The 17,393-nt window shown below is 73.3% G+C and carries 16 protein-coding genes; 12 read left to right on the plus strand and 4 right to left on the minus strand.

The annotated features are described in order from the left end of the window. Positions 1-22 precede the first annotated feature (22 nt). From ACFQVC_RS39440 to ACFQVC_RS39480, 9 genes are all read left to right on the plus strand, one after another. Positions 23-319 (plus strand): antibiotic biosynthesis monooxygenase family protein, encoded by a 297-nt coding sequence (locus tag ACFQVC_RS39440; protein ID WP_381840480.1) that lies wholly within the window; start codon positions 23-25, stop codon positions 317-319. Further along, positions 309-2,036, plus strand: a complete 1,728-nt coding sequence (locus ACFQVC_RS39445) for an FAD-dependent oxidoreductase (RefSeq protein WP_381840483.1) — start codon at positions 309-311, stop codon at positions 2,034-2,036. Before ACFQVC_RS39440 ends, ACFQVC_RS39445 begins: the two co-directional genes overlap by 11 nt. After that, complete coding sequence (locus ACFQVC_RS39450; RefSeq protein WP_381840486.1) at positions 2,033-2,836, plus strand: SDR family NAD(P)-dependent oxidoreductase; 804 nt, start codon at positions 2,033-2,035, stop codon at positions 2,834-2,836. The genes ACFQVC_RS39445 and ACFQVC_RS39450 overlap by 4 nt, the downstream gene beginning before the upstream one ends. Positions 2,837-2,915: 79 nt before the next feature. Then, on the plus strand, positions 2,916-3,872 hold the full coding sequence (locus ACFQVC_RS39455; protein WP_381840489.1) for an aromatase/cyclase: 957 nt from the start codon (positions 2,916-2,918) through the stop codon (positions 3,870-3,872). Beyond that, positions 3,869-4,321, plus strand: a complete 453-nt coding sequence (locus tag ACFQVC_RS39460; RefSeq protein ID WP_381840492.1) for an acyltransferase domain-containing protein — start codon at positions 3,869-3,871, stop codon at positions 4,319-4,321. The genes ACFQVC_RS39455 and ACFQVC_RS39460 overlap by 4 nt, the downstream gene beginning before the upstream one ends. Positions 4,322-4,362: 41 nt before the next feature. Further along, positions 4,363-6,120 carry an acyl-CoA dehydrogenase family protein gene (locus ACFQVC_RS39465; protein ID WP_381840495.1) on the plus strand — a complete coding sequence of 586 codons (1,758 nt, stop codon included), beginning with the start codon at positions 4,363-4,365 and terminating at the stop codon, positions 6,118-6,120. Beyond that, positions 6,117-6,977, plus strand: a complete 861-nt coding sequence (locus tag ACFQVC_RS39470; protein WP_381840498.1) for a 4'-phosphopantetheinyl transferase family protein — start codon at positions 6,117-6,119, stop codon at positions 6,975-6,977. The genes ACFQVC_RS39465 and ACFQVC_RS39470 overlap by 4 nt, the downstream gene beginning before the upstream one ends. A 178-nt stretch (positions 6,978-7,155) precedes the next feature. Next, positions 7,156-7,908, plus strand: coding sequence for a response regulator transcription factor (locus ACFQVC_RS39475; protein ID WP_381840501.1), 753 nt, complete (start codon positions 7,156-7,158; stop codon positions 7,906-7,908). 256 nt (positions 7,909-8,164) lie between these two features. Continuing rightward, a complete protein-coding gene (locus ACFQVC_RS39480) occupies positions 8,165-10,345 on the plus strand; it encodes a condensation domain-containing protein (protein ID WP_381840504.1) in 2,181 nt (726 codons plus the stop codon). Positions 10,346-10,386: 41 nt separating this feature from the next. Here the strand turns inward: ACFQVC_RS39480 and ACFQVC_RS39485 are convergent, their stop codons facing one another. Then, entirely contained in the window at positions 10,387-10,524 is a 138-nt protein-coding gene (locus tag ACFQVC_RS39485; protein WP_381840507.1) for a hypothetical protein, read from the minus strand. Between the two features lie 300 nt (positions 10,525-10,824). Here ACFQVC_RS39485 and ACFQVC_RS39490 point away from each other — a divergent pair, with 300 nt between their 5' ends. From ACFQVC_RS39490 to ACFQVC_RS39500, 3 genes are read left to right on the plus strand one after another with little or no spacing between them, the layout of a single operon-like run. Then, positions 10,825-12,090 carry a helix-turn-helix domain-containing protein gene (locus ACFQVC_RS39490; protein ID WP_381840510.1) on the plus strand — a complete coding sequence of 422 codons (1,266 nt, stop codon included), beginning with the start codon at positions 10,825-10,827 and terminating at the stop codon, positions 12,088-12,090. A 52-nt stretch (positions 12,091-12,142) separates the two neighbouring features. Next, on the plus strand, positions 12,143-12,367 hold the full coding sequence (locus ACFQVC_RS39495; protein WP_381840513.1) for a hypothetical protein: 225 nt from the start codon (positions 12,143-12,145) through the stop codon (positions 12,365-12,367). Positions 12,368-12,408: 41 nt separating this feature from the next. Further along, positions 12,409-12,906, plus strand: coding sequence for a hypothetical protein (locus ACFQVC_RS39500; RefSeq protein WP_381840516.1), 498 nt, complete (start codon positions 12,409-12,411; stop codon positions 12,904-12,906). A 72-nt stretch (positions 12,907-12,978) separates the two neighbouring features. On the opposite strand, the gene ACFQVC_RS39505 is transcribed toward ACFQVC_RS39500, so the two are convergent. From ACFQVC_RS39505 to ACFQVC_RS39515, 3 genes are read right to left on the minus strand one after another with little or no spacing between them, the layout of a single operon-like run. Further along, positions 12,979-14,313, minus strand: coding sequence for an MFS transporter (locus ACFQVC_RS39505; RefSeq protein ID WP_381840519.1), 1,335 nt, complete (start codon positions 14,311-14,313; stop codon positions 12,979-12,981). After that, positions 14,310-16,154 (minus strand): hypothetical protein, encoded by a 1,845-nt coding sequence (locus tag ACFQVC_RS39510; protein WP_381840522.1) that lies wholly within the window; start codon positions 16,152-16,154, stop codon positions 14,310-14,312. Before ACFQVC_RS39510 ends, ACFQVC_RS39505 begins: the two co-directional genes overlap by 4 nt. Beyond that, entirely contained in the window at positions 16,151-17,383 is a 1,233-nt protein-coding gene (locus ACFQVC_RS39515; RefSeq protein WP_381840525.1) for an ATP-grasp domain-containing protein, read from the minus strand. The genes ACFQVC_RS39510 and ACFQVC_RS39515 overlap by 4 nt, the downstream gene beginning before the upstream one ends. Between the last annotated feature and the right edge of the window lie 10 nt (positions 17,384-17,393).

A 17,393-nucleotide genomic window follows, 5' to 3' on the forward strand; every position in this document is an offset into this window, starting at 1 on the left:
CCCCGACCCGAGGAGCCCCACCATGGTGACCTTCGTCAACAAGCTGACCGTGCACGGAGACTTCGACACCTTCCTGGCCGTCAAGGACCGCCTCACCGCCTACATGAGCGCCCAGCCGGGGCATGTCAGCAACCAGACCCTGCGCCACGTCGGCGACCCCAACGTGGTCCTCGAACTCGCCGTCTGGGAGGACGCCGCCGCCCACCAACGCGCCGTCCGCAGCGAGGAGTTCCAGGCCATCGTCAAGGGCCTCGGCCCGCTCGCCACCCCCGACCCCGGCCTGTACGAGACCTACGAGGCGGGCAGCGGTGCCCACTGACCCCCGGCCGCACGTCCTGGTCGCGGGCGCGGGCCCGGTCGGCCTGACCGCCGCACACGAACTGGCCCGCAGAGGACTGCGGGTCCGTCTCGTCGACGCCGCCCCAGGACCCGCCCGCACCAGCCGCGCCGTCGCCGTGCACCCGCGCACCCTGGAGACCTTCGACCAGATGGGCGTCGTCGGCGCCGTCCGTCGGGACGGCCGCGAGAACCGGGCCTTCACCATGTACGCCACCGGCCGGCGCCTGGTGCGTCTGGACGCCGACTACACGTCGATGCCGACGCGCTACCCGTACACCGTCATCATCGAGCAGACCCGCACCGAGGCCGCGCTGCGCGCCGCCGTCACCGCCCTCGGCGTCGAGATCGAGTGGGGCATACGGCTCGACGGCTTCAGCCAGGACGCACAGGGCGTGCACGTCCGCCTGGTGCGCGCCGACGGCGGCGCGGAGGACTGCCGGGCCGACTGGCTGGTGGGCTGCGACGGCGGCCACAGCACCGTACGCAAACAGCTCGGCCTGCCGCTGATCGGGGAGAGCCGCGACACCTGGATGCTCGCCGACGCCCCCGTACGCACCGACCTGCCCCAGGACACCATCTACTGGGTGCACACCGGCGGGCAGGCGCTGATGATGGTGCCCTACGCCCGGACCGGGCACTGGCGGCTCCTGGACACCGCACCCGGCGGCGCCGCGGCGGAGACGGCACCCGCACGGTTCAGCGCGAAACTCTCCAAGGGCCTCGGCCGTGACGTGCGGGTCGGCGAGCCCGAATGGACCTCGGTGTTCACCTTCCAGCAGCGCATGGTGCCGCGGATGCACGAAGGGCGCGTCTTCGTCGCGGGGGACGCCGCCCATGTGCACAGCCCCGCCTCAGGGCAGGGCATGAACACCGGCATCCAGGAGGCGTACAACCTCGCCTGGAAGATCGCCGACGTCCACCGCGGCCACGCCGGGCGCCAGCTCCTCGACAGCTACAGCGCCGAGCGCGTGCCCATCGGCAAAGCCCTGCTCGGCTCCACCCGCACCGCCACCTTCCTGGTCCAGTTCAAGAACCTCCTCGCGGCCGCGGCACTGCCGGTGGTCTTCACCGTCGTACGCAATGTCGCGCCGCTGCGCCGCGCCATCCAGCGCAAGGTGCTCGGCGGCATGTCGGGCCTTCGCCTCGGCTACCAGGACTCCCCGCTGACCACCCCCGCGCCCCGCCGCCGGGACACCACCACCCCCGCACCCGGGCAGCGCGCCGCACTCGCCGCCGCCCGGCAGCCACAGGCGGCGGGCCCTGCCGCGCTGCACGCCGAACTCCGCGACCCACGCTGGACGTTGCTCTGCGCACCCGGCGCCGAAACGGCCGAGGGCCCCACCGACACCGTCCCCGTGGACACCGCGGCCACGGCCGACCGTGACCACGCGGCCTGGCTGTCCGTACGGACCGTCGCCGACCGGCGCGGCGGGGTGCCGGGGCCGCTGCCCGACCCGGGCGGCGCGCTGCGCGAAGCCCTGGGGCTCGGCCCCGGCGGCTGGGTCCTGATCCGGCCCGACGGCTATGTCGCCGCCCGCGGCACCCGCCTCACCCCCGACGGTCTGCAGCAGGCACTCGCGCCGTTCCTGCGGGAGCCCGCACCCGCCGAACAGGCCCTCAAGGAAGCCTCATCCGCTCTTCGAGCCGCTCAAGGCACGCTCGAGACCACTGTCGCCCTACTGGAGGCTCCCCGATGAATGCGCAGCATCCGCACCCCGAAACGCCCCCGCGCGTGGCCCTCGTCACCGGCGCCACCAGCGGAATCGGGCTCTCGGTCGCCCATGAGCTCGGGCGGCTCGGCCACCGGGTGTTCGTCTGCGCCCGGGGTGGTCAGCGCGTCAAGGAGACCGTCGAGGAACTGCGCGACAAGGGCATCGAAGCGGACGGCGCCGCCGCCGACGTGCGCTCCACCGAAGACGTCGCGGGACTGGTGCGCGCCGCCCACGACACGTTCGGGCCGCTCGGCATCCTCGTCAACAACGCCGGGCGCAGCGGCGGCGGCCCCACCGCCGACATCAGCGACGAGCTGTGGGACGACATCATCGACACCAATGTGAACAGCGTCTTCCGGGTCACACGTGAGGCGCTCACCACCGGCGGGCTCGCCGTCGCCGCCCACGGCCGCATCATCAACATCGCCTCCACCGCCGGCAAACAGGGCGTCGTGCTCGCCGCCCCCTACTCCGCGTCCAAGCACGCCGTCGTCGGCTTCACCAAGGCACTCGGCAAGGAACTCGCGCCCACCGGAGTCACCGTCAACGCGGTCTGCCCCGGCTATGTCGAAACCCCCATGGCCCAGCGCGTCCGGCAGGGCTATGCCGCCGCCTGGGGCATCACCACCGAGGACGTCCAGGAGCAGTTCGAGGCGAAGATCCCCCTCGGCCGCTACTCGACGCCCGACGAAGTGGCCGGCCTGGTCGGCTATCTCACCAGCGTGCAGGCGGCGTCCATCACCGCCCAGGCGCTCAACGTGTGCGGCGGGCTCGGCAACTTCTGAGCCCGGCGACCTCTGAGCCCGCCCCACCACCGCACGCACCGGTTCCGTACGAGAGACCGCAGAGAGGGTGTCGAGACAGATGGCTGTCGAGCGAGTGCACAGTACGGCGCACGAAGTGAACGTCGCCGCCCCCGCGGGCGTCGTCTACGGACTGATCGCGGACGCCACCAGGTGGCCCTGGTACTTCCCGCCCAACGTCCACGTCGAGCAGCTGGAGTTCGACGGCAAACAGGAACGCCTGCGCATGTGGGCGACCGCCAACGGCCAGGTGCGGTCCTGGACCTCACGCCGGGTCCTGTCGCCCGCGCTGCGCCGGATCGAGTTCCGCCAGGAACTGCCCGCGGCGCCCGTGAAGACCATGGACGGCACCTGGATCGTCGAGGCCCTCGCCCCCGAGCAGTCCCGGCTCACGCTCCTGCACGACTTCACCGTGGAGGGCGACGACCCGGAGGGCGTCGGCTGGGTGGAGCGAGCCGTCGACTCCAACAGCCGCACCGAGCTCGGCCATCTGCGGCAGATCGCCGAACGCTGGGCGCGCCTCGACGAACTCGTGCTGTCCTTCGAGGACTCGGTACGCGTCCACGGCCCCGCCGAACTCGTCTACGACTTCCTCTACCGGGTGCGGGACTGGCCCGAACTCGTCCCGCACGTCTCCCGGCTCGACGCCGTCGAGGACCAGCCGGGCGTCCAGGTGATGTCCATGGACACCACCACCGCCGACGGCTCCTCGCACACCACCGAGTCGGTACGGGTCTGCTTCCCGCACGCCGGGCGCATCGTCTACAAGCAGACGGCCACCCCCGCCCTGATGGCCGCGCACACCGGCGAGTGGTCGGTCGAGCCCGACGAGTCGGGTGTCACCGTCACCTCCCAGCACAGCGTGGTGCTGCGCGAGGAGAACATCGAGTCGGTCCTCGGCGCGGGCGCCGACGTCTCCCAGGCCCGCCGCTATGTGCGCCAGGCACTCGGCCGCAACAGCACGGCCACCCTCAACCTCGCCAAAAGGCATGCCGAGTCGGCGATCAGGGTGCTGTGAAGGGGGCGTTGAAGGAAGGGGTCGCCGTGCACTTCCCGGCCTGGCGCGGCCGATCGCTCCCACGGGTCCGCTCCCTGTACGGGACGTCCCCGGTGTTCCGCGCCGAGTTCGACACCGTACGCCACGTACTCGACGGTCATCTCCAAGTGCCGCTCGTGGCAGCGGTGTTCGCACCCAGCGACGGCGTCGACGAGGCGCTGCTCGACGTACCGTCGTACGGCAACGCCGCGCTGTTCGCCTACCAGACGGCACTGTTCGGCCTGTGGCAGTCGTGGGGCCTGCGCCCCGCCCGCGTGGCCGGCGACGGCGTCGGGGCCGTGACGGCGGCCTACGTCCTGGGCCGCCTCGACCTGGACCGTGCTGCCAGGGCGGCCACCCAGGAGGGAGCCGGGGCCCCGCCTCCTCGTCGCCAGGTCGAGGCGGTGTCCGGCGTTTCTCAAGCCGTTTGAGATGGGCTGTCTGCACTACGGAGAAGGAGCTGATCCACGCCATGGCCATCACCGCCGAAGCCCTCCGGGAACAGGCCGCCGGGCGCGGATCCGAAGAAGCCGCCGCCCTGCACCGCGCGGCCCGGCTCGAAGCGCTCCTCGGAGACCCGCACGATCCGGCCAACCCCCACGGCCTCAAGGCCCTCTTCGCCGCCGACGAACGGCGTGAAGTACCCGCACAGACCGAGCAGTTGCTCGCCGAGACCGGACTCGGCGCCGAGTTCGTGCCCGCCGAGTTCGGCGGCCGGCTCACCCGCGCCGACCTGCTCGCCCGGGTCCTGCGCCCGGTCTTCAAACGGGATGTCGCCCTCGGCTTCGGCTTCGGGATCACCTCGCTCTTCGCCACCTCGGCGGTCTGGGCCGGCGGCACCGAGAAGCAGCGCAGAACCACCGCCGACCTGCTGATCGCCCAGGGCCGCGCCTCGATCGTCCACCACGAACTGGCGCACGCCAACGCCATCCTGCGCGATGAGTTCATCGCCGACCCGGCGCCCGGCGGCGGCCACCTCCTGAGCGGCCGCAAGGAAGTCATCATCAACGCCTCCCGCGCCGGCGCCTATATCGTCTACGCCCGCACCGACCCCGCCCGCACCTCGCGCAGCCACTCCGTGCTGTTCCTCGACCCCGCCGAAGTGGGCGACGGCATCAAGCAGCTGCCGCGCGTCCAGACATCCGGAATGCGCGGAAGCCTGTTCTCCGGCCTGGAGTTCAGCGGCTGCCCCCTACCCCAGGACGCCCTCGTCGGCAGGCCCGGCGAAGGGGTCGCGATGGCCCTGCGTACCTACCAGGTCAACCGCTGTCTCATCGCCGGCACCGTGGTCGCCGCCGCCGACACCGTGCTGCACTCCGCCGTGCGCGCCGTTACCACCGGCCGCAGCAAACCCGTCGCACGCCGCTGGCACAAGCCGCTCACCGGCGTCTTCGCCGACATCCTCGCCTGCGACAGCATGGCCACCGTCGCCCTGCGCGCCCTCAGCCTGCTCCCCGACCGCACCAACATCCTGGCCGCCGCCGTCAAATACGTGGTGCCCGACCTGCTGCGGGAGAACCTCGAAGAGCTCGCCACCGTGCTCGGCTCACGCGGCTACGAACGTGGCAGCGCCGAGTACGGCGCCCTCGACAAACTCATGCGCGACCTGCCGGTCGCCGGACTCGGCCACGCCGGCACCGCCGCCTGCCAGGCCGTGATCGTGCCGCAGCTGCGCACCCTCGCCGAGAAGGCCTGGTTCGCCGAGGACGAGCCGCCGCCCGAGCTGTTCCGCCGCGGCGCCCAACTGCCCGCGCTCGACTACCGCTTACTGTCCATCGCGGGCGGCGGCGACTTCATGGCCGGATCGCTCGTCGCCTCGGCCGAGCGGCTCGCCGAAGTACGCGGCGTCGGCGGCCAGATGGCCGCGCTCGCCGACCTCGCCGAAGCCTTCGTCACCGAACTGCGGGCCCTGCGCGAAGCCTGCCGCGAACTGCCGCGGTTCGGCGCGGGCGTCCTGATGGACCCCGCGGTGTGCGTCCTGAGCGACCGGTACGCCCTGGTACTCGCCGCCGCCGCGGTGCTCGGCATCTGGGAGGGCCAGGACGGCTCCGACCCCTTCCTCGCGGCGCCCGCCTGGGCGGTACTGGCCCTGTCCCGGATCGGCGGCCGGCTCGGCATCCCGGTGCCCGAACTGCCCGAGGGCTGCCTGGAGTCGGTACTCGAAGAACTCGTACGCCGCTATCGCGCAGGCCGCAGCTGCGACCTGGACGGAACGGGGCCCACACAATGACCGAGAGCCCCGAAGGCGACTGGGAGGGCACACCGATGCCGGACACCGACGCGGAACGCATCACGGCGCCGGTCCACATCACCGGGCCCGAAGGCCCCTGGAAAGAGGTCCGCGAGGGCATGGACCTGCGCGGCAACGCCTCCGTCTACACCACCTGGGGCGAATGGCTCACCGTCGCGGTCGGCGACCCCGCCCTGCGGCCCATGCTCGGCCGTGACTGGCAGCGCTACCGGCGCACCACCGACCCCACCATCCGCTACCGCTTCGCCGCCTCGCGCCTCGCCGTCAAATACACCGCGGCCGCCGCCCTGGGCGCCACACCGGCCGAACTCGACCTCGCCTACCGGCTCGGCGGCCGCCCGTACCTGCGCGGTTTCGACCAGATCGACGTCAGCCTCACCCACACCGACGACCTGATCGCCGTCGGGATCTCCCGCCTCGGCCGGATCGGCATCGACACCGAACCCGCCGACCGCGTGATGTCCTTCGAACTGCTCCAGGACCACGTGTGCACCTTCGCCGAGAAGAAGGAGCTCGCCCGCCTCCCCGAGGGCGAACAGGCCGCGGCCATGCTGCGCCTGTGGACCCTCAAAGAGGCGTACACCAAAGCGCTCGGCCAGGGACTGCGGCTCAGCTTCACCGAATTCGGCTTCGGCACCGGCAGCGCGGGTCTGCTCGCCCCCGACGGCACCCCCGCCGAGAGCGGCGAATGGGCCTTCGGCACCTACCCCGCGCTCGGCCGCTATCTGGTCAGCGTGGCCTGCCACGACGCGGGACTCGACCCCGCACGCGACACCGCCGTCGCCACCATGCTCGACGAGGGGTTCATGGGCGCCGTGGCCGAACTCATCGACTGAACCGAGAGCTGAGAAACCGGTGACCGACGAGCTCAGAACCGGGAACCGAGCACGGAGAGCCGGGTGCTGAGAACCAGGGCTGAGAACTGATGGGGGATCGCTCCGGTTCCGGTGGAGAAATCGGGCAAACCCGCTGCGCGCCACTAGCGTGCCCTGTGTCGAGCGTGAGGAGGCAGGCATGGAGGACCGGCACGCCACCCTGCACGTACTCCCCACGGCGGGACACGCGGCGGGCGCCACAGCGGGCGGTACCGTCCGGCCGCCGGACCCCGGACCGGCGCCGCAGCCGCTCTCCGGCGCCGCCGAACACGGCGCCCCCGTGCGGGTGCACATCATGGCCGCCGACCCGCTCGCCAGAGTCGGCATCAAAGCCCTGCTCGAAGGACACCCCGGCATCAGGGTCACCGGCGACACCGAACCAGGACCGGCCGCCATCGCCGCCCTGCGCGCCCTGCGCCCGCACGTCCTGGTCGCCCACGGCCCGCTGCCCGCGGCACAGCGCGAACTGATCGCACAGGAGGCCGGCGAGGAGATCAGGCTGCTCACCATGGGAGGCACGGCCCCCGGACCCGGCGCCCCCGACGCCGTACACGGCCATCTGCCGGGCGCCGCGAGCGCCCGCCAGCTCGCCTCCGCCGTCGTACTCGCCGCCGCCGGCTACACCCTGGTGCGCGCGCCCGCCGACGGCATCAGGACCGCGCCCGTGTCACAGCTGTCGAAGGTCAGCCCCGAAGAACTCACCGAGCGCGAGTGCGAAGTGCTCGCGCTGCTCGCCCGCGGCCTGTCCAACGGCGAGATCGCCGAAACGCTCACGGTCTCCGAGCACACGGTGAAGACTCATGTGCAGAACCTGCTGCACAAACTGCGGCTGCGCAATCGCGTCCACGCGGCCATCTACGCCTTCGAGACGGGGCTGCGCCGGCCTTGCTGACCACCGACGCCGACCGCCGCCCACGCGCCGGCCGCGCGGCGGGCCCCGTCAGGGCCGCCCGCGCCGACGGCCCCGGCAACCCCGGTTCCGACGGCCCCGGCAACCCCGGTTCCGATGGCCCCGGCAACCCCGGCTCCGACGGCCCCGGTTCCGACAGCCCGGGCGCCGCCGGGCCAGGCCGTGTCAGTAGCGTGTCAGCGATACGTGGCACGGCCACCCATGCTCGTATGTCCATGCTTGACGAGGGGGAGAGCCGATGACGAGCGACCGCTCCTTCGCCGGGTCGGTGACCGTGCTGCTCGACCCCGGCCACCGCACCCGGCACAGCCCGGCGGCACTGGAGCTTTCGGGCCCGCTCGAACCCTCCGTCTTCGAGGCGGCACTCGACCACATCGCCGCCGACCACCCAGGACCCGGCACCGCGCGCCCCCAGCTGCTGCGGCACGGCCCGGCCCGGCACATCGTCGAACTCCCCGCCCCCGACGCCGAGTCGGCGCCCTACCCCGCAGGGCGCCTCGCCGATCTGCTCACCAGCGCCACCGCCGTCGGCGTCTGCCAGGGCTCGCGCGGCCACTCCTGGTTCGGCCGCTCCGCGGTGCGCGCCAGGCGCCACGAGCGCGGCCCCTTCCCCGTCACCCTGCCCGCGACGCCACTCCAGCGCGAGCTGCTCGCCGAGGCCGGAACCGCCCCCGACCGCCAGATAGGCCAGCTCGCCTGGCGCTGGCACGGCCCCCTCGACACCGACCGCTTCACCGCCGCCTGGCAGTCCGTCTTCGACCGCGAATCCGTGCTGCGCGCCGCCTTCAGCTGGGACCCGCAGCCGCGCGTCGTGCTCTTCGACCACTGCACCCCCGAAGTCGTACGCCACCCGCACGGCAGCGTCGACGACCGCGACACCTTCATGGCCGGCGAACGCCACCGCGGCTTCGACCTGCGCCGCCCGGGACTGCTGCGCGCCGCACTCCTCGACAGCGCCCCGCAGAGCGGCCACACCCAGGACCCCGCCACCGACGTCCTGCTCACCTACCACCAGGCGCTGCTCGACAGCTGGAGCGTGCGCCTGCTGCTCAACGAGTTCTACCGCGCCTACCTCGCGGGCGGCGCACTCCCCGGCGGCGAACGCCGCCCCGACCTGCGCGACTACACGCGCTGGCTCGACCACCAGGACACCGGGCCCGCCCGGGACTTCTGGTCCCGCTACGGCGGCCACGCCCCCGGCGAACTGCGGCGCGCGAGGACCGGGGCGGCCACAGGACACGACGGCACCGGGCGCAGCCGGGTCCGCCTCACCGGCGGAGAGGCCGCGCACCTCGCCGAGTGGGCGGCCCGCTGGGGCGCGACCGCGAGCAGCGCCCTGCAGGCCGTCTGGGCGATGCTCCTGTACCAGGCGACGGGAGCGGGCGACGGCGGCCCGGCCCCGGTCGGCTTCGCCCTCACCTTCTCCGGACGCGGCATCCTCCTCGACGGCATCGAGCGCATCCCCGGTCCCTTCGACAACCCGCTGCCGGTGTCCGTCGAGGTCGACCCGGCCGGCACCCTGCCCCGGCTCCTGCGCGAACTGCGCGACCGGGCCCTGGACATCTCCGCCTACGAATGGGTCTCCGCCGGGCAGGCCCACGCATGGCTCGGCGACCCCGCCGACACCGAACACGGCGGGCACACCGGGCACACCGGGCACACCGGGCACACCGGGCACACCGGGCACACCGAGACGCTCCTCGTGTTCGAGCACACGCTGCGCCCCGTCGAGGGCCTCAGCGCGCAGATCGCCGCACAGGGCATCCGGGTCGAGCCCCCCGACCCGGTCGGCGCGATCTCCGCCTTCCCGATCGGTGTCGTCGCCCACCACGACCAGCGCGGCGGCCTCGTCCTCACCTCGGTGCACGACCGGGCACGCCTCGAGGACGACAAGGCCGAGGCGATGCTGGCCGTCAGCGCCCGCCTGCTGCGCGAACTGCCCTACACCGCGGGCGAGTCCACGAAGGTCGCCGACGTCCTGGAGTCGCTCTCCGGCATCGAGGTGCCCCGGATGCACGAACACCCCGCGGGTGACCGGAGCCGTTCACCGCTGGTGCCGCTGCGGCCGGCGCGCGCCCGTGACGCGGGCACGATCTGCCTGGTCGACCCGCCGGGCGCCCCTGACACCTGTCACCGGCTGCTCGTTCGCTGCTTCCGCGGGCCGCAGGCGCTGACGTCGGTACTCGCCACCGGCGACACGGTGGCGCGCGCCGCCACGGCCCTGCGTGAACTCGTCGGCCCCGGCGGCCACTTGGTCCTCGGCGGCTATTCCGGCGCCGGGGCCCTGGCCTGCGAGATCGCCCGGCACATCGAGGCGGCCGGCGACGACCCGCCCCTGGTGGTGCTCGCCAGCGGCGGCGGCACCGACACCGACGCCCGCCACCTGGCCCACGCGCTGACGGCGGCGGCCCGGCGGTAGCGGGGCGAGCCCTGTGGTGGCCGGGGGAGCTGTTGCGGCCGCTACGGCCAGCCGATGTCGTCGTCGCCGGGCGCGAGCGCCGCCGCGGCGAGCAGGCCCGACGGGGCACCCGTACCGCACAGCGCGAGAGCCGAACCCGCCGATGCGGCGGTGCACAGGACGCGGAACCACAGCTTCATCGACGACTCCCTACGGCCTACGGCGTTCTCACCGGCCCCGGAACCGGTCCCGGAACGGGCCCCGGAACCGGCACCGGACAGTGGTGGTCGAGGAGCCCGGCGGCACTGACGGGCTCCTCTGCTCGAAAGACTCCATGGATCCGGTACAGGAATCCTCGGATCCCGCCGGAGGCGCGCCACAGGACCGCTCAACAACCGGCAGGGGCCCGCGGGCGGGCGTTTGTCGGCCCCCCGCCACCGCCTTACGCTCGGCCGTGCCCGAGTGCGACCCGTCCGTGCGCTCACCCAGGGATGGATCCCATGCCGCAGCAGCCCGAGTTCGGACGCCGCCTGAAGAGGCTGCGCACCGCCCGCGGTCTGTCGCAGGCCGCGCTCGTCGGTGACGGCATGTCCACCGGGTACCTCTCGCGCCTGGAGTCCGGGGAGCGCCGGCCCACCGAGCGCGCCGTCGCCTACCTCGCGGCCCGGCTCGGCGTGGAAGCCGCCGACTTCGACCGGCCCGATGGCTCCCTCGCCAGGGCACTGACCCTCGCCACGTCCACCGGGTCCGACGACGCCATGGAGGCACTGCGCACAGCGCTGCGCGAGGACACCGAAAGCTCCGCCCTGCAGCGCTGGCAGGCGCTGTGGCTGCTCGCCCGTGCCCGCCGGCTGCAGGGCGACCACGCGGGGGAGCGGGCCCACCTCGACGCACTGACCGCGGTCGGCGACGAGGTGGGCCTGCCCGAACTGCGCGCCCGCGGCCTGACTGCGCTGGCCCGCTGTCTGCGCTCACTCGGCGAGATCGGCCCCGCCGGCACCGCCGCGGTCGAGGCCCACCGCCTCGCCCGCGCCCACGACTTGGCGGTGGCGGACCGGGCCACCGCGCTGCTCGCCCTGGTCTCCGTGACGGCCGAGGCGGGCCGCCTGCCCGACGCCGGCGGGTACGCCGACGAGCTGACCGCCCTCGTCGCCGGACGGCACGACGCCCTGTGGGCCGAGGCGATGTGGACCGCGGCGGCCGTCCGCGTACGCCAAGGGGACCACGCGGCCGCCCAGGCCCATCTGGACGACGCCCTCGCGCACTTCACGAGCGGCGACGACCTGGTCCTGTGGCTGCGCCTGCGCCTCGCCGCGGCCCGCCTCCAGCTGTGCAAGCGGCCTCCGCGTCCGGACGCCGCCGAGCCCCTCGTCGACGCCGCACAAGCCGCCCTCGCCTTCGTCGGCACCCCTGCCCTGCACCAGGAACTCGCCGCCATCAAGGCCGACTTGGCGTTCTGCGCCGGACGGTACGAGGAGGCCCGCGTGCTCCTTCGCGAGCTGGCGGACGACGAGCCGAGGATGACGTACCGCGACCGCGCGCGCCTCGACATCCTCCGCAACCAGCTGCGCGTCATGGACGGCGACCCGGCAGGCGCCGAGGGCCTGCGCGCCCTGGCCGAGCAGGCCCAGGCGGTCGCGAACATCGACCTGGCGGCGGAGATCTGGCGCATCCTCGCGGAGACCGGCACCGCTGCACCCGCCCCATCTGGTGCACCCGCCCCACCCGGCGCCGTCCGTTCAAGGAGCCCTCAACTGCCTCTGTAGCACCCGTGGATACGTTCACGTCGCAGGTATCCCCACGCGAAGGAGACAGCCGATGAACCACTCTCGCAAGGTCGCGGGCGCCGCCGCCGCCCTGGTCGCAGCCGGATTTCTCGCCTCCGCGGGCACGGCGAGCGCCGACACGGGAGCGGGGCCCGAGCGCATCACCTCGGCCGCGCAGCTCAGCGCGAGCATCCAGAAGGCGGTCGCCCTGGAGCAGGAGTACGGCGACGCAGAGGTGGCCCAGTGCAGCAGGGGGGTCCGCACGGGCGAGGCCTGAGCCGGACCTGTCCCGCAGAGCACTGAAGGGAGAAAGCCGTCATGACCCCACACACAGCACCGAAGACGGCTCCGGAGAGCGGTACGGACGAGCCGGTCACGTGGTGCCCGAGCGGCGCGGCCGACGCACCAGAATCCGTGGTGCTCGGCGTGCGGTCGGGGGACGGGGGCGAGGTCATCTATCTGGCGGACCCCGTACCCGCCGCCGACGTGCTCGGCGCTATCCCCGAGGGCATCGAACCCCGGCGCGTCCTGCGCTTCGCCTCGCACTGCGTCGCGAACTGCGCCAACCGCAGGGGCACCCAGTGCTCCCTGGTGGACCGGGTGGTGGCGGCCGACCCCGGCCGCGACACCGCGGCGGCTCCCCGCTGTCATCTGCGGGCCCGCTGCCAGTGGTGGACCCAGGCGGGCCTCGCCGCCTGCCGCCGCTGCCCCGCGGTGTCGAGCCTGCACCACACGGACGAGGAACTGGCCACCCTGGTGGCGGAGCCCACCACCACCCTCGACCAGCTCAACGAGTGGATCGCGGAGCGCAATTGAGCCGGGAGACACCCAGCAGGGGCGGGCGCCGACCGGCACCCGCCCCTCCCGCGTACCTCCCGGCTCCCGCTACTACTCCACGGACGCCTTCGCCGGCTCCGGCGTTCCGCGTGGCGCGGACACGAGGCCTCGTACCTGGCCGCTGCACAGCGCGAGTGCTGTGGCTCCCACGATGAGGATCGCGCCGCCGATGAGTGTGGCGCGGATGCCGAAGTGTCCGGAGACCGGGCCCGCGGCCATCTCCCCGACGGGCAGGGCGATGAAGGAGCCGAGGGCGTCGTAGGAGTAGACGCGGGCGAGGCGGTCGGGCGGGATGTTCTCCTGCAGGGATACGTCCCAGGCGACGCCGAACTGCTCAAGGGCCACGCCGTTGGCGAACATGGCGAGGCCGAGCAGCAGCGCGCCCGGGGCCTCGGCGAGCACGACGAGCGGCAGCGACTCCACCGCCGTCAGGGCCACGCCGAAGAGCAGCGCGTGCCGGGCCCGGGAGCGGGCCGCGAGGAAACCGCCCGCCACCGCGCCGGCCATCTGCGCCGCTAGGACCGCGCCCCACACCCCGCGCCCGAAGGTGTCGTCGGCGACGACCGGGCCGAGCACCTGGATGCCGCCCGCCACTACCGCGTTGACCACCATGAACTGCAGGACCACGATCCACACCCAGCGGCGCGAGGTGAACTCCCGCCAGCCGTCGCGCAGTTCACGCAGCGGGTGGGCGCGCTCGGCGTCGGGGACCGGGCCGTCGGACGCGGGCACCGAGACACCGAAGAAGCAGCAGGCCGCCCCCAGGAACGCCAGCGCGTTGCACGCCAGGCCCCAGCCGGGGCCGAGCACCGCGGCGACCACACCGCCGAGGGAGGCCCCCACGATCATGCCGAGGTTGGTGCCCATCCGCATGAGCGCGTTGGCGGGACGGATGATGTCCGCGGGCACCGTCTGCGGGGTGAGCGCGGCCGACGCGGGCAGGGACAGCGCGGCAAGCGCGCCGTTCAGCACGCTCAGCAGCACGAGCAGCGGGATCGAGGTGAAGCCGAGCAGCACGCTCGCCGCGATGGCCGCCTGCACCGCCGCCGCGGCGAGCGCCGAGCCCTGCAGGATCAGCGTGCGCCGCACCCGGTCCGCGATCACCCCGCCGACCAGGAGCAGCGCCACATTGGCCAGGGAGCGGGCACCGACCACGATGCCCAGGTCGGTGGTGGATCCGGTGGCGTCCAGGACGGCGAAGGCGAGCACCACGGGCGCCATGGCGTTGGCGAAGTACACCAGGAGGCGGCCCGCCGCGAGCCGGCGGAACGGCCGGTGCCGCAGCGGCGCGAGCGAGCCCCCGCCGGGTCCCGCTCCGGGTCCGCCGGCGGCCCCGTGCCCCGGCTCCGTCGCGTCCATGCCCGCCCCCGTTTCCGTGCCGGTCAAGTCGTCACCTGTGCGTCCCCCGTGGCGGGGGACAGTGTGAAGTGCACCCGGGCCATCGAGATGCCCAGGTCGTGCACCGCGTACGGGCTGAAGTAGTACGCCTGCGGGGTCGCGCGGGGGTCGAGCGCCACGGAGAACTCCGCGTGCGCCGTCTCACCCGCCCGCGCCTCGACGCGGCGCAGCACAGGGCCCACCTTGGCGTCGAGATACAGCGGCAGCACGATCCCCAGATTCACGGTGCCCGAGCGCCGCGCCACCGCCTCGACCACCACGTGCAAGGTGCTGCCCGCGGCCGCGTGGTCCGCCGACTTTACCCGCAACTCCACGGCGTCGACATGCGAGTTCGCGACATCGCCGCAGCGCGCGCAGACCAGCTGAACGGTGTCGGCGAGCTGCGGAAGGCGGCCCCGGCGCACGGTGCCGCGCAGCGGACGTCCGCAGGCGCAGGGCGCTTCGTGGTCGAACTGCGGCCCGGCGACGGAGCGTTCACCGAAGTACGTGGGGAACTGCAGCGCCGGATCGTCGTGATGCTTGGCGAAACGGTGCGCGAGGGCCAGGTCGAGGGACTTCACCTCGCCCGCGAGGGCCGCGAGCGCCGCCGCGCCGTCCGGCGGCGAGAGCGCCACCGTGCGGACCGCGTCGCGCAGCGCCGCGTCCGCGAGCTTCCGCAGCCGGGGCCGCAGCGGGTAGGCGTCCCCGAGCAGCCCGCTGTCCAGATAGCCGGCCAGGCGGGCGCCGATGGTGTGCAGCGGCAGACCGGCCGAGCCGTCGTCCACGGGCGCACCCTCGGTCTCCTGCGCACCCCCGGCGTCCGGCGCGGCCGCCGGCTGCTCCAGGCCGACCTGGATGAACGCCGGGTACGGGTTGATGTCACGCAGCCGCTCATTCACCGCGAGCACCGAACCGCCGTGCCGCGCCGACCCGCCGAGCCAGGCGAGGTTCTCGGGGCGCTGGGCGTCGCAGGCCGTGAGGGTGGCGGCCACGGACTGCGCGGGACCGTCGAGGGCGTTGAGCAGGATCAGATACTTCGGGTCGTACATCGCGTGGTCCGCCAGGGCGCCGCTGAAGCAGTTGGCGAGGACCAGCTCGGCGGTGCGGATCGCCCGTGCGGGAATGAGCTTGTCCTCCGGCTTGGTGCAGCCGAGGCCGTAGGCGCACTTGGGCCCTGGCGCGCCCGGGAGCAGCGCGGCCACGGGGCTCGCCCCGCACAGCGTGAACTGGCCCAGGTTCAGCTGGTCGTCCTTGCCGTTGCCGTGGAAGAGCACCCGCCGCCACACCCGCCCCAGGGCGAGGGAGCGCACATCGAGCCGGTGCACGTCCCGGGCGCCGCACCACACGTCGGCGCCCGGCACCGGCTCCGCCGCGTCCAGCTCCGAGACGACACCGACAGGACCTTCGGGCGCGGCGGCCGCGTACTGCTTGGCGGCCACCCAGCTGAGACTGTGCACGTCACGCCCGGTGAGCAGGGCGAGGGGCCGGCCGTCGGCGTGCGCCCGCTCGATGGTGTGCTGCAGCGCTTCGGCGCGCAGCTCCGCGTACGTACCGGCCAGCAACACCGAACCGGAGTCCGGCAGTTCGGCCACGTCCGCGACCCAGACGCGGGCCAGCGGCCGGATCTGCGCGAGGAGCGGCTCCGGCAGCGGGCCGACGAGGACACCGGTGTCGAGCGGTTCGGGGGTCCGGCGGCCCGTGTACACCTGCTCGGCCAGGGCGATCCCGTCGAGCAGATCGGTGCGGCCGCCCGTCCAGACCGGGAGCGTGCCGCCGGTCCCTTCCGCGCAGGCGCGCGCATAGGCGTCGAGGGACTCGTACGCGGTGAACAGCGGGCCGCCGGCGGTCACTTGTCGTCCACCTTCAGCTCGAAACGGTCCAGGATGTGGTGCATCCGCCGTTCCACCTCGTCGGCGGTGGCGCCCTCCACATGGACGTATCCGGTGGAGGCGTGCGAGGCGCGCGGCGGGTCGAGGAGATCTCCGGGCGCGGCCGTCAGATGGACGCCGATGACACCGGGCAGCCGGCTGATCTCCTCCTCGGAGCTGATGTGCACCAGGCGCCCGGGCCGGGTGGGAAGGAGCAGATCGCCGACCGCGCGGTCCTTCGTGTACGCCGGGACCGGCACCCGGTCGATATAGGTGTCGAGGATGGTGTGCAGGAAGTCGAAGCCGTAGGCGAGGCCGTGGTTCATGGGCACCTCGCAGCCGGAGAGCCGGGCCGCGACCTCGCTCATGTAGAAGTCACCGCGGTCGGTGAGGAAGAACTCGCCGTGCAGATAGCCGTGCGGCAGCGCGAGGCCGTCGGTGAGCCGCTGAGCGAGGGCCTTGGCGTCGACGGGCAGCGATTCGCTCGGTGCGTAGGTGATGTTGGCGTTGATGGCGCCGTCCAGGACCTCCAGGATCGGCCGCGGATTCTTCGACAGATACGCGTCCACGACCCGCCCGCGCGCCACCACCGCGCACAGCTGGAACTCCCGGCCGCCGATGAACTGCTCGGCCATCCAGTCGAGTTGGGGATCGAGCGGCGGCACGGCGGCCAGGCCTTCCGGCGTGGAGATCTTGTACGTACCGATGCAGGAGTCCGAGTCGACGGGCTTGAGGATCACCGGCCAGCCGTGCGTGTCCCCGAACTTTGCGACGTCCTCCAGGGAGCCGACCCGGGTGTACGCGGGATGGGGAATGCCGAGCTCGGCGTACCGGTCCTTCATCGTGGTCTTGTCGCGCACCCAGGCGACCTGCTCCTGCGACAGATGCGGCAACCCCACGAGTCCGGCGAAGCGCTGCGCCGTCGCCTGCAGCGCCTCGTTGGGGTTGCAGAAGTACGCGGGCCGCGGCACGTCCGGCGAGGTCGTGAGCCAGTGCAGATAGCGGGCCGCCTCCTGGGCCAAATCCGCCGCGGTGTGCAGCGTGAACGTCGGGATGTGCGCGGTGCGGCGGATGTAGTCCTCGGTCAGCGGCACCGAGTCGAAGCGCAGCAGGACGACATCGACGTCGTCGCGGCCGAGCACGCTGTCGGTGAAGGTGGTGCGGCGGCTCTCCACGAGCAGCACGGTGGGGCGGGACGGCGCAGAGCTCATGGGGCGTTCC

This window comes from Streptomyces monticola, assembly GCF_042665355.1.
GTDB lineage: Bacteria > Actinomycetota > Actinomycetes > Streptomycetales > Streptomycetaceae > Streptomyces > Streptomyces monticola.

Bases quoted from the DNA above. Each gene is read 5' to 3' on its own strand.
- ACFQVC_RS39440 (WP_381840480.1), top strand. From the start codon at position 23: ATGGTGACCTTCGTCAACAAGCTGACCGTGCACGGAGACTTCGACACC.
- ACFQVC_RS39450 (WP_381840486.1), top strand. From the start codon at position 2,033: ATGAATGCGCAGCATCCGCACCCCGAAACGCCCCCGCGCGTGGCCCTC.
- ACFQVC_RS39455 (WP_381840489.1), top strand. From the start codon at position 2,916: ATGGCTGTCGAGCGAGTGCACAGTACGGCGCACGAAGTGAACGTCGCC.
- ACFQVC_RS39465 (WP_381840495.1), top strand. From the start codon at position 4,363: ATGGCCATCACCGCCGAAGCCCTCCGGGAACAGGCCGCCGGGCGCGGA.
- ACFQVC_RS39470 (WP_381840498.1), top strand. From the start codon at position 6,117: ATGACCGAGAGCCCCGAAGGCGACTGGGAGGGCACACCGATGCCGGAC.
- ACFQVC_RS39475 (WP_381840501.1), top strand. From the start codon at position 7,156: ATGGAGGACCGGCACGCCACCCTGCACGTACTCCCCACGGCGGGACAC.
- ACFQVC_RS39480 (WP_381840504.1), top strand. From the start codon at position 8,165: ATGACGAGCGACCGCTCCTTCGCCGGGTCGGTGACCGTGCTGCTCGAC.
- ACFQVC_RS39485 (WP_381840507.1), bottom strand. From the start codon at position 10,524: ATGAAGCTGTGGTTCCGCGTCCTGTGCACCGCCGCATCGGCGGGTTCG.
- ACFQVC_RS39490 (WP_381840510.1), top strand. From the start codon at position 10,825: ATGCCGCAGCAGCCCGAGTTCGGACGCCGCCTGAAGAGGCTGCGCACC.
- ACFQVC_RS39495 (WP_381840513.1), top strand. From the start codon at position 12,143: ATGAACCACTCTCGCAAGGTCGCGGGCGCCGCCGCCGCCCTGGTCGCA.
- ACFQVC_RS39500 (WP_381840516.1), top strand. From the start codon at position 12,409: ATGACCCCACACACAGCACCGAAGACGGCTCCGGAGAGCGGTACGGAC.
- ACFQVC_RS39515 (WP_381840525.1), bottom strand. From the start codon at position 17,383: ATGAGCTCTGCGCCGTCCCGCCCCACCGTGCTGCTCGTGGAGAGCCGC.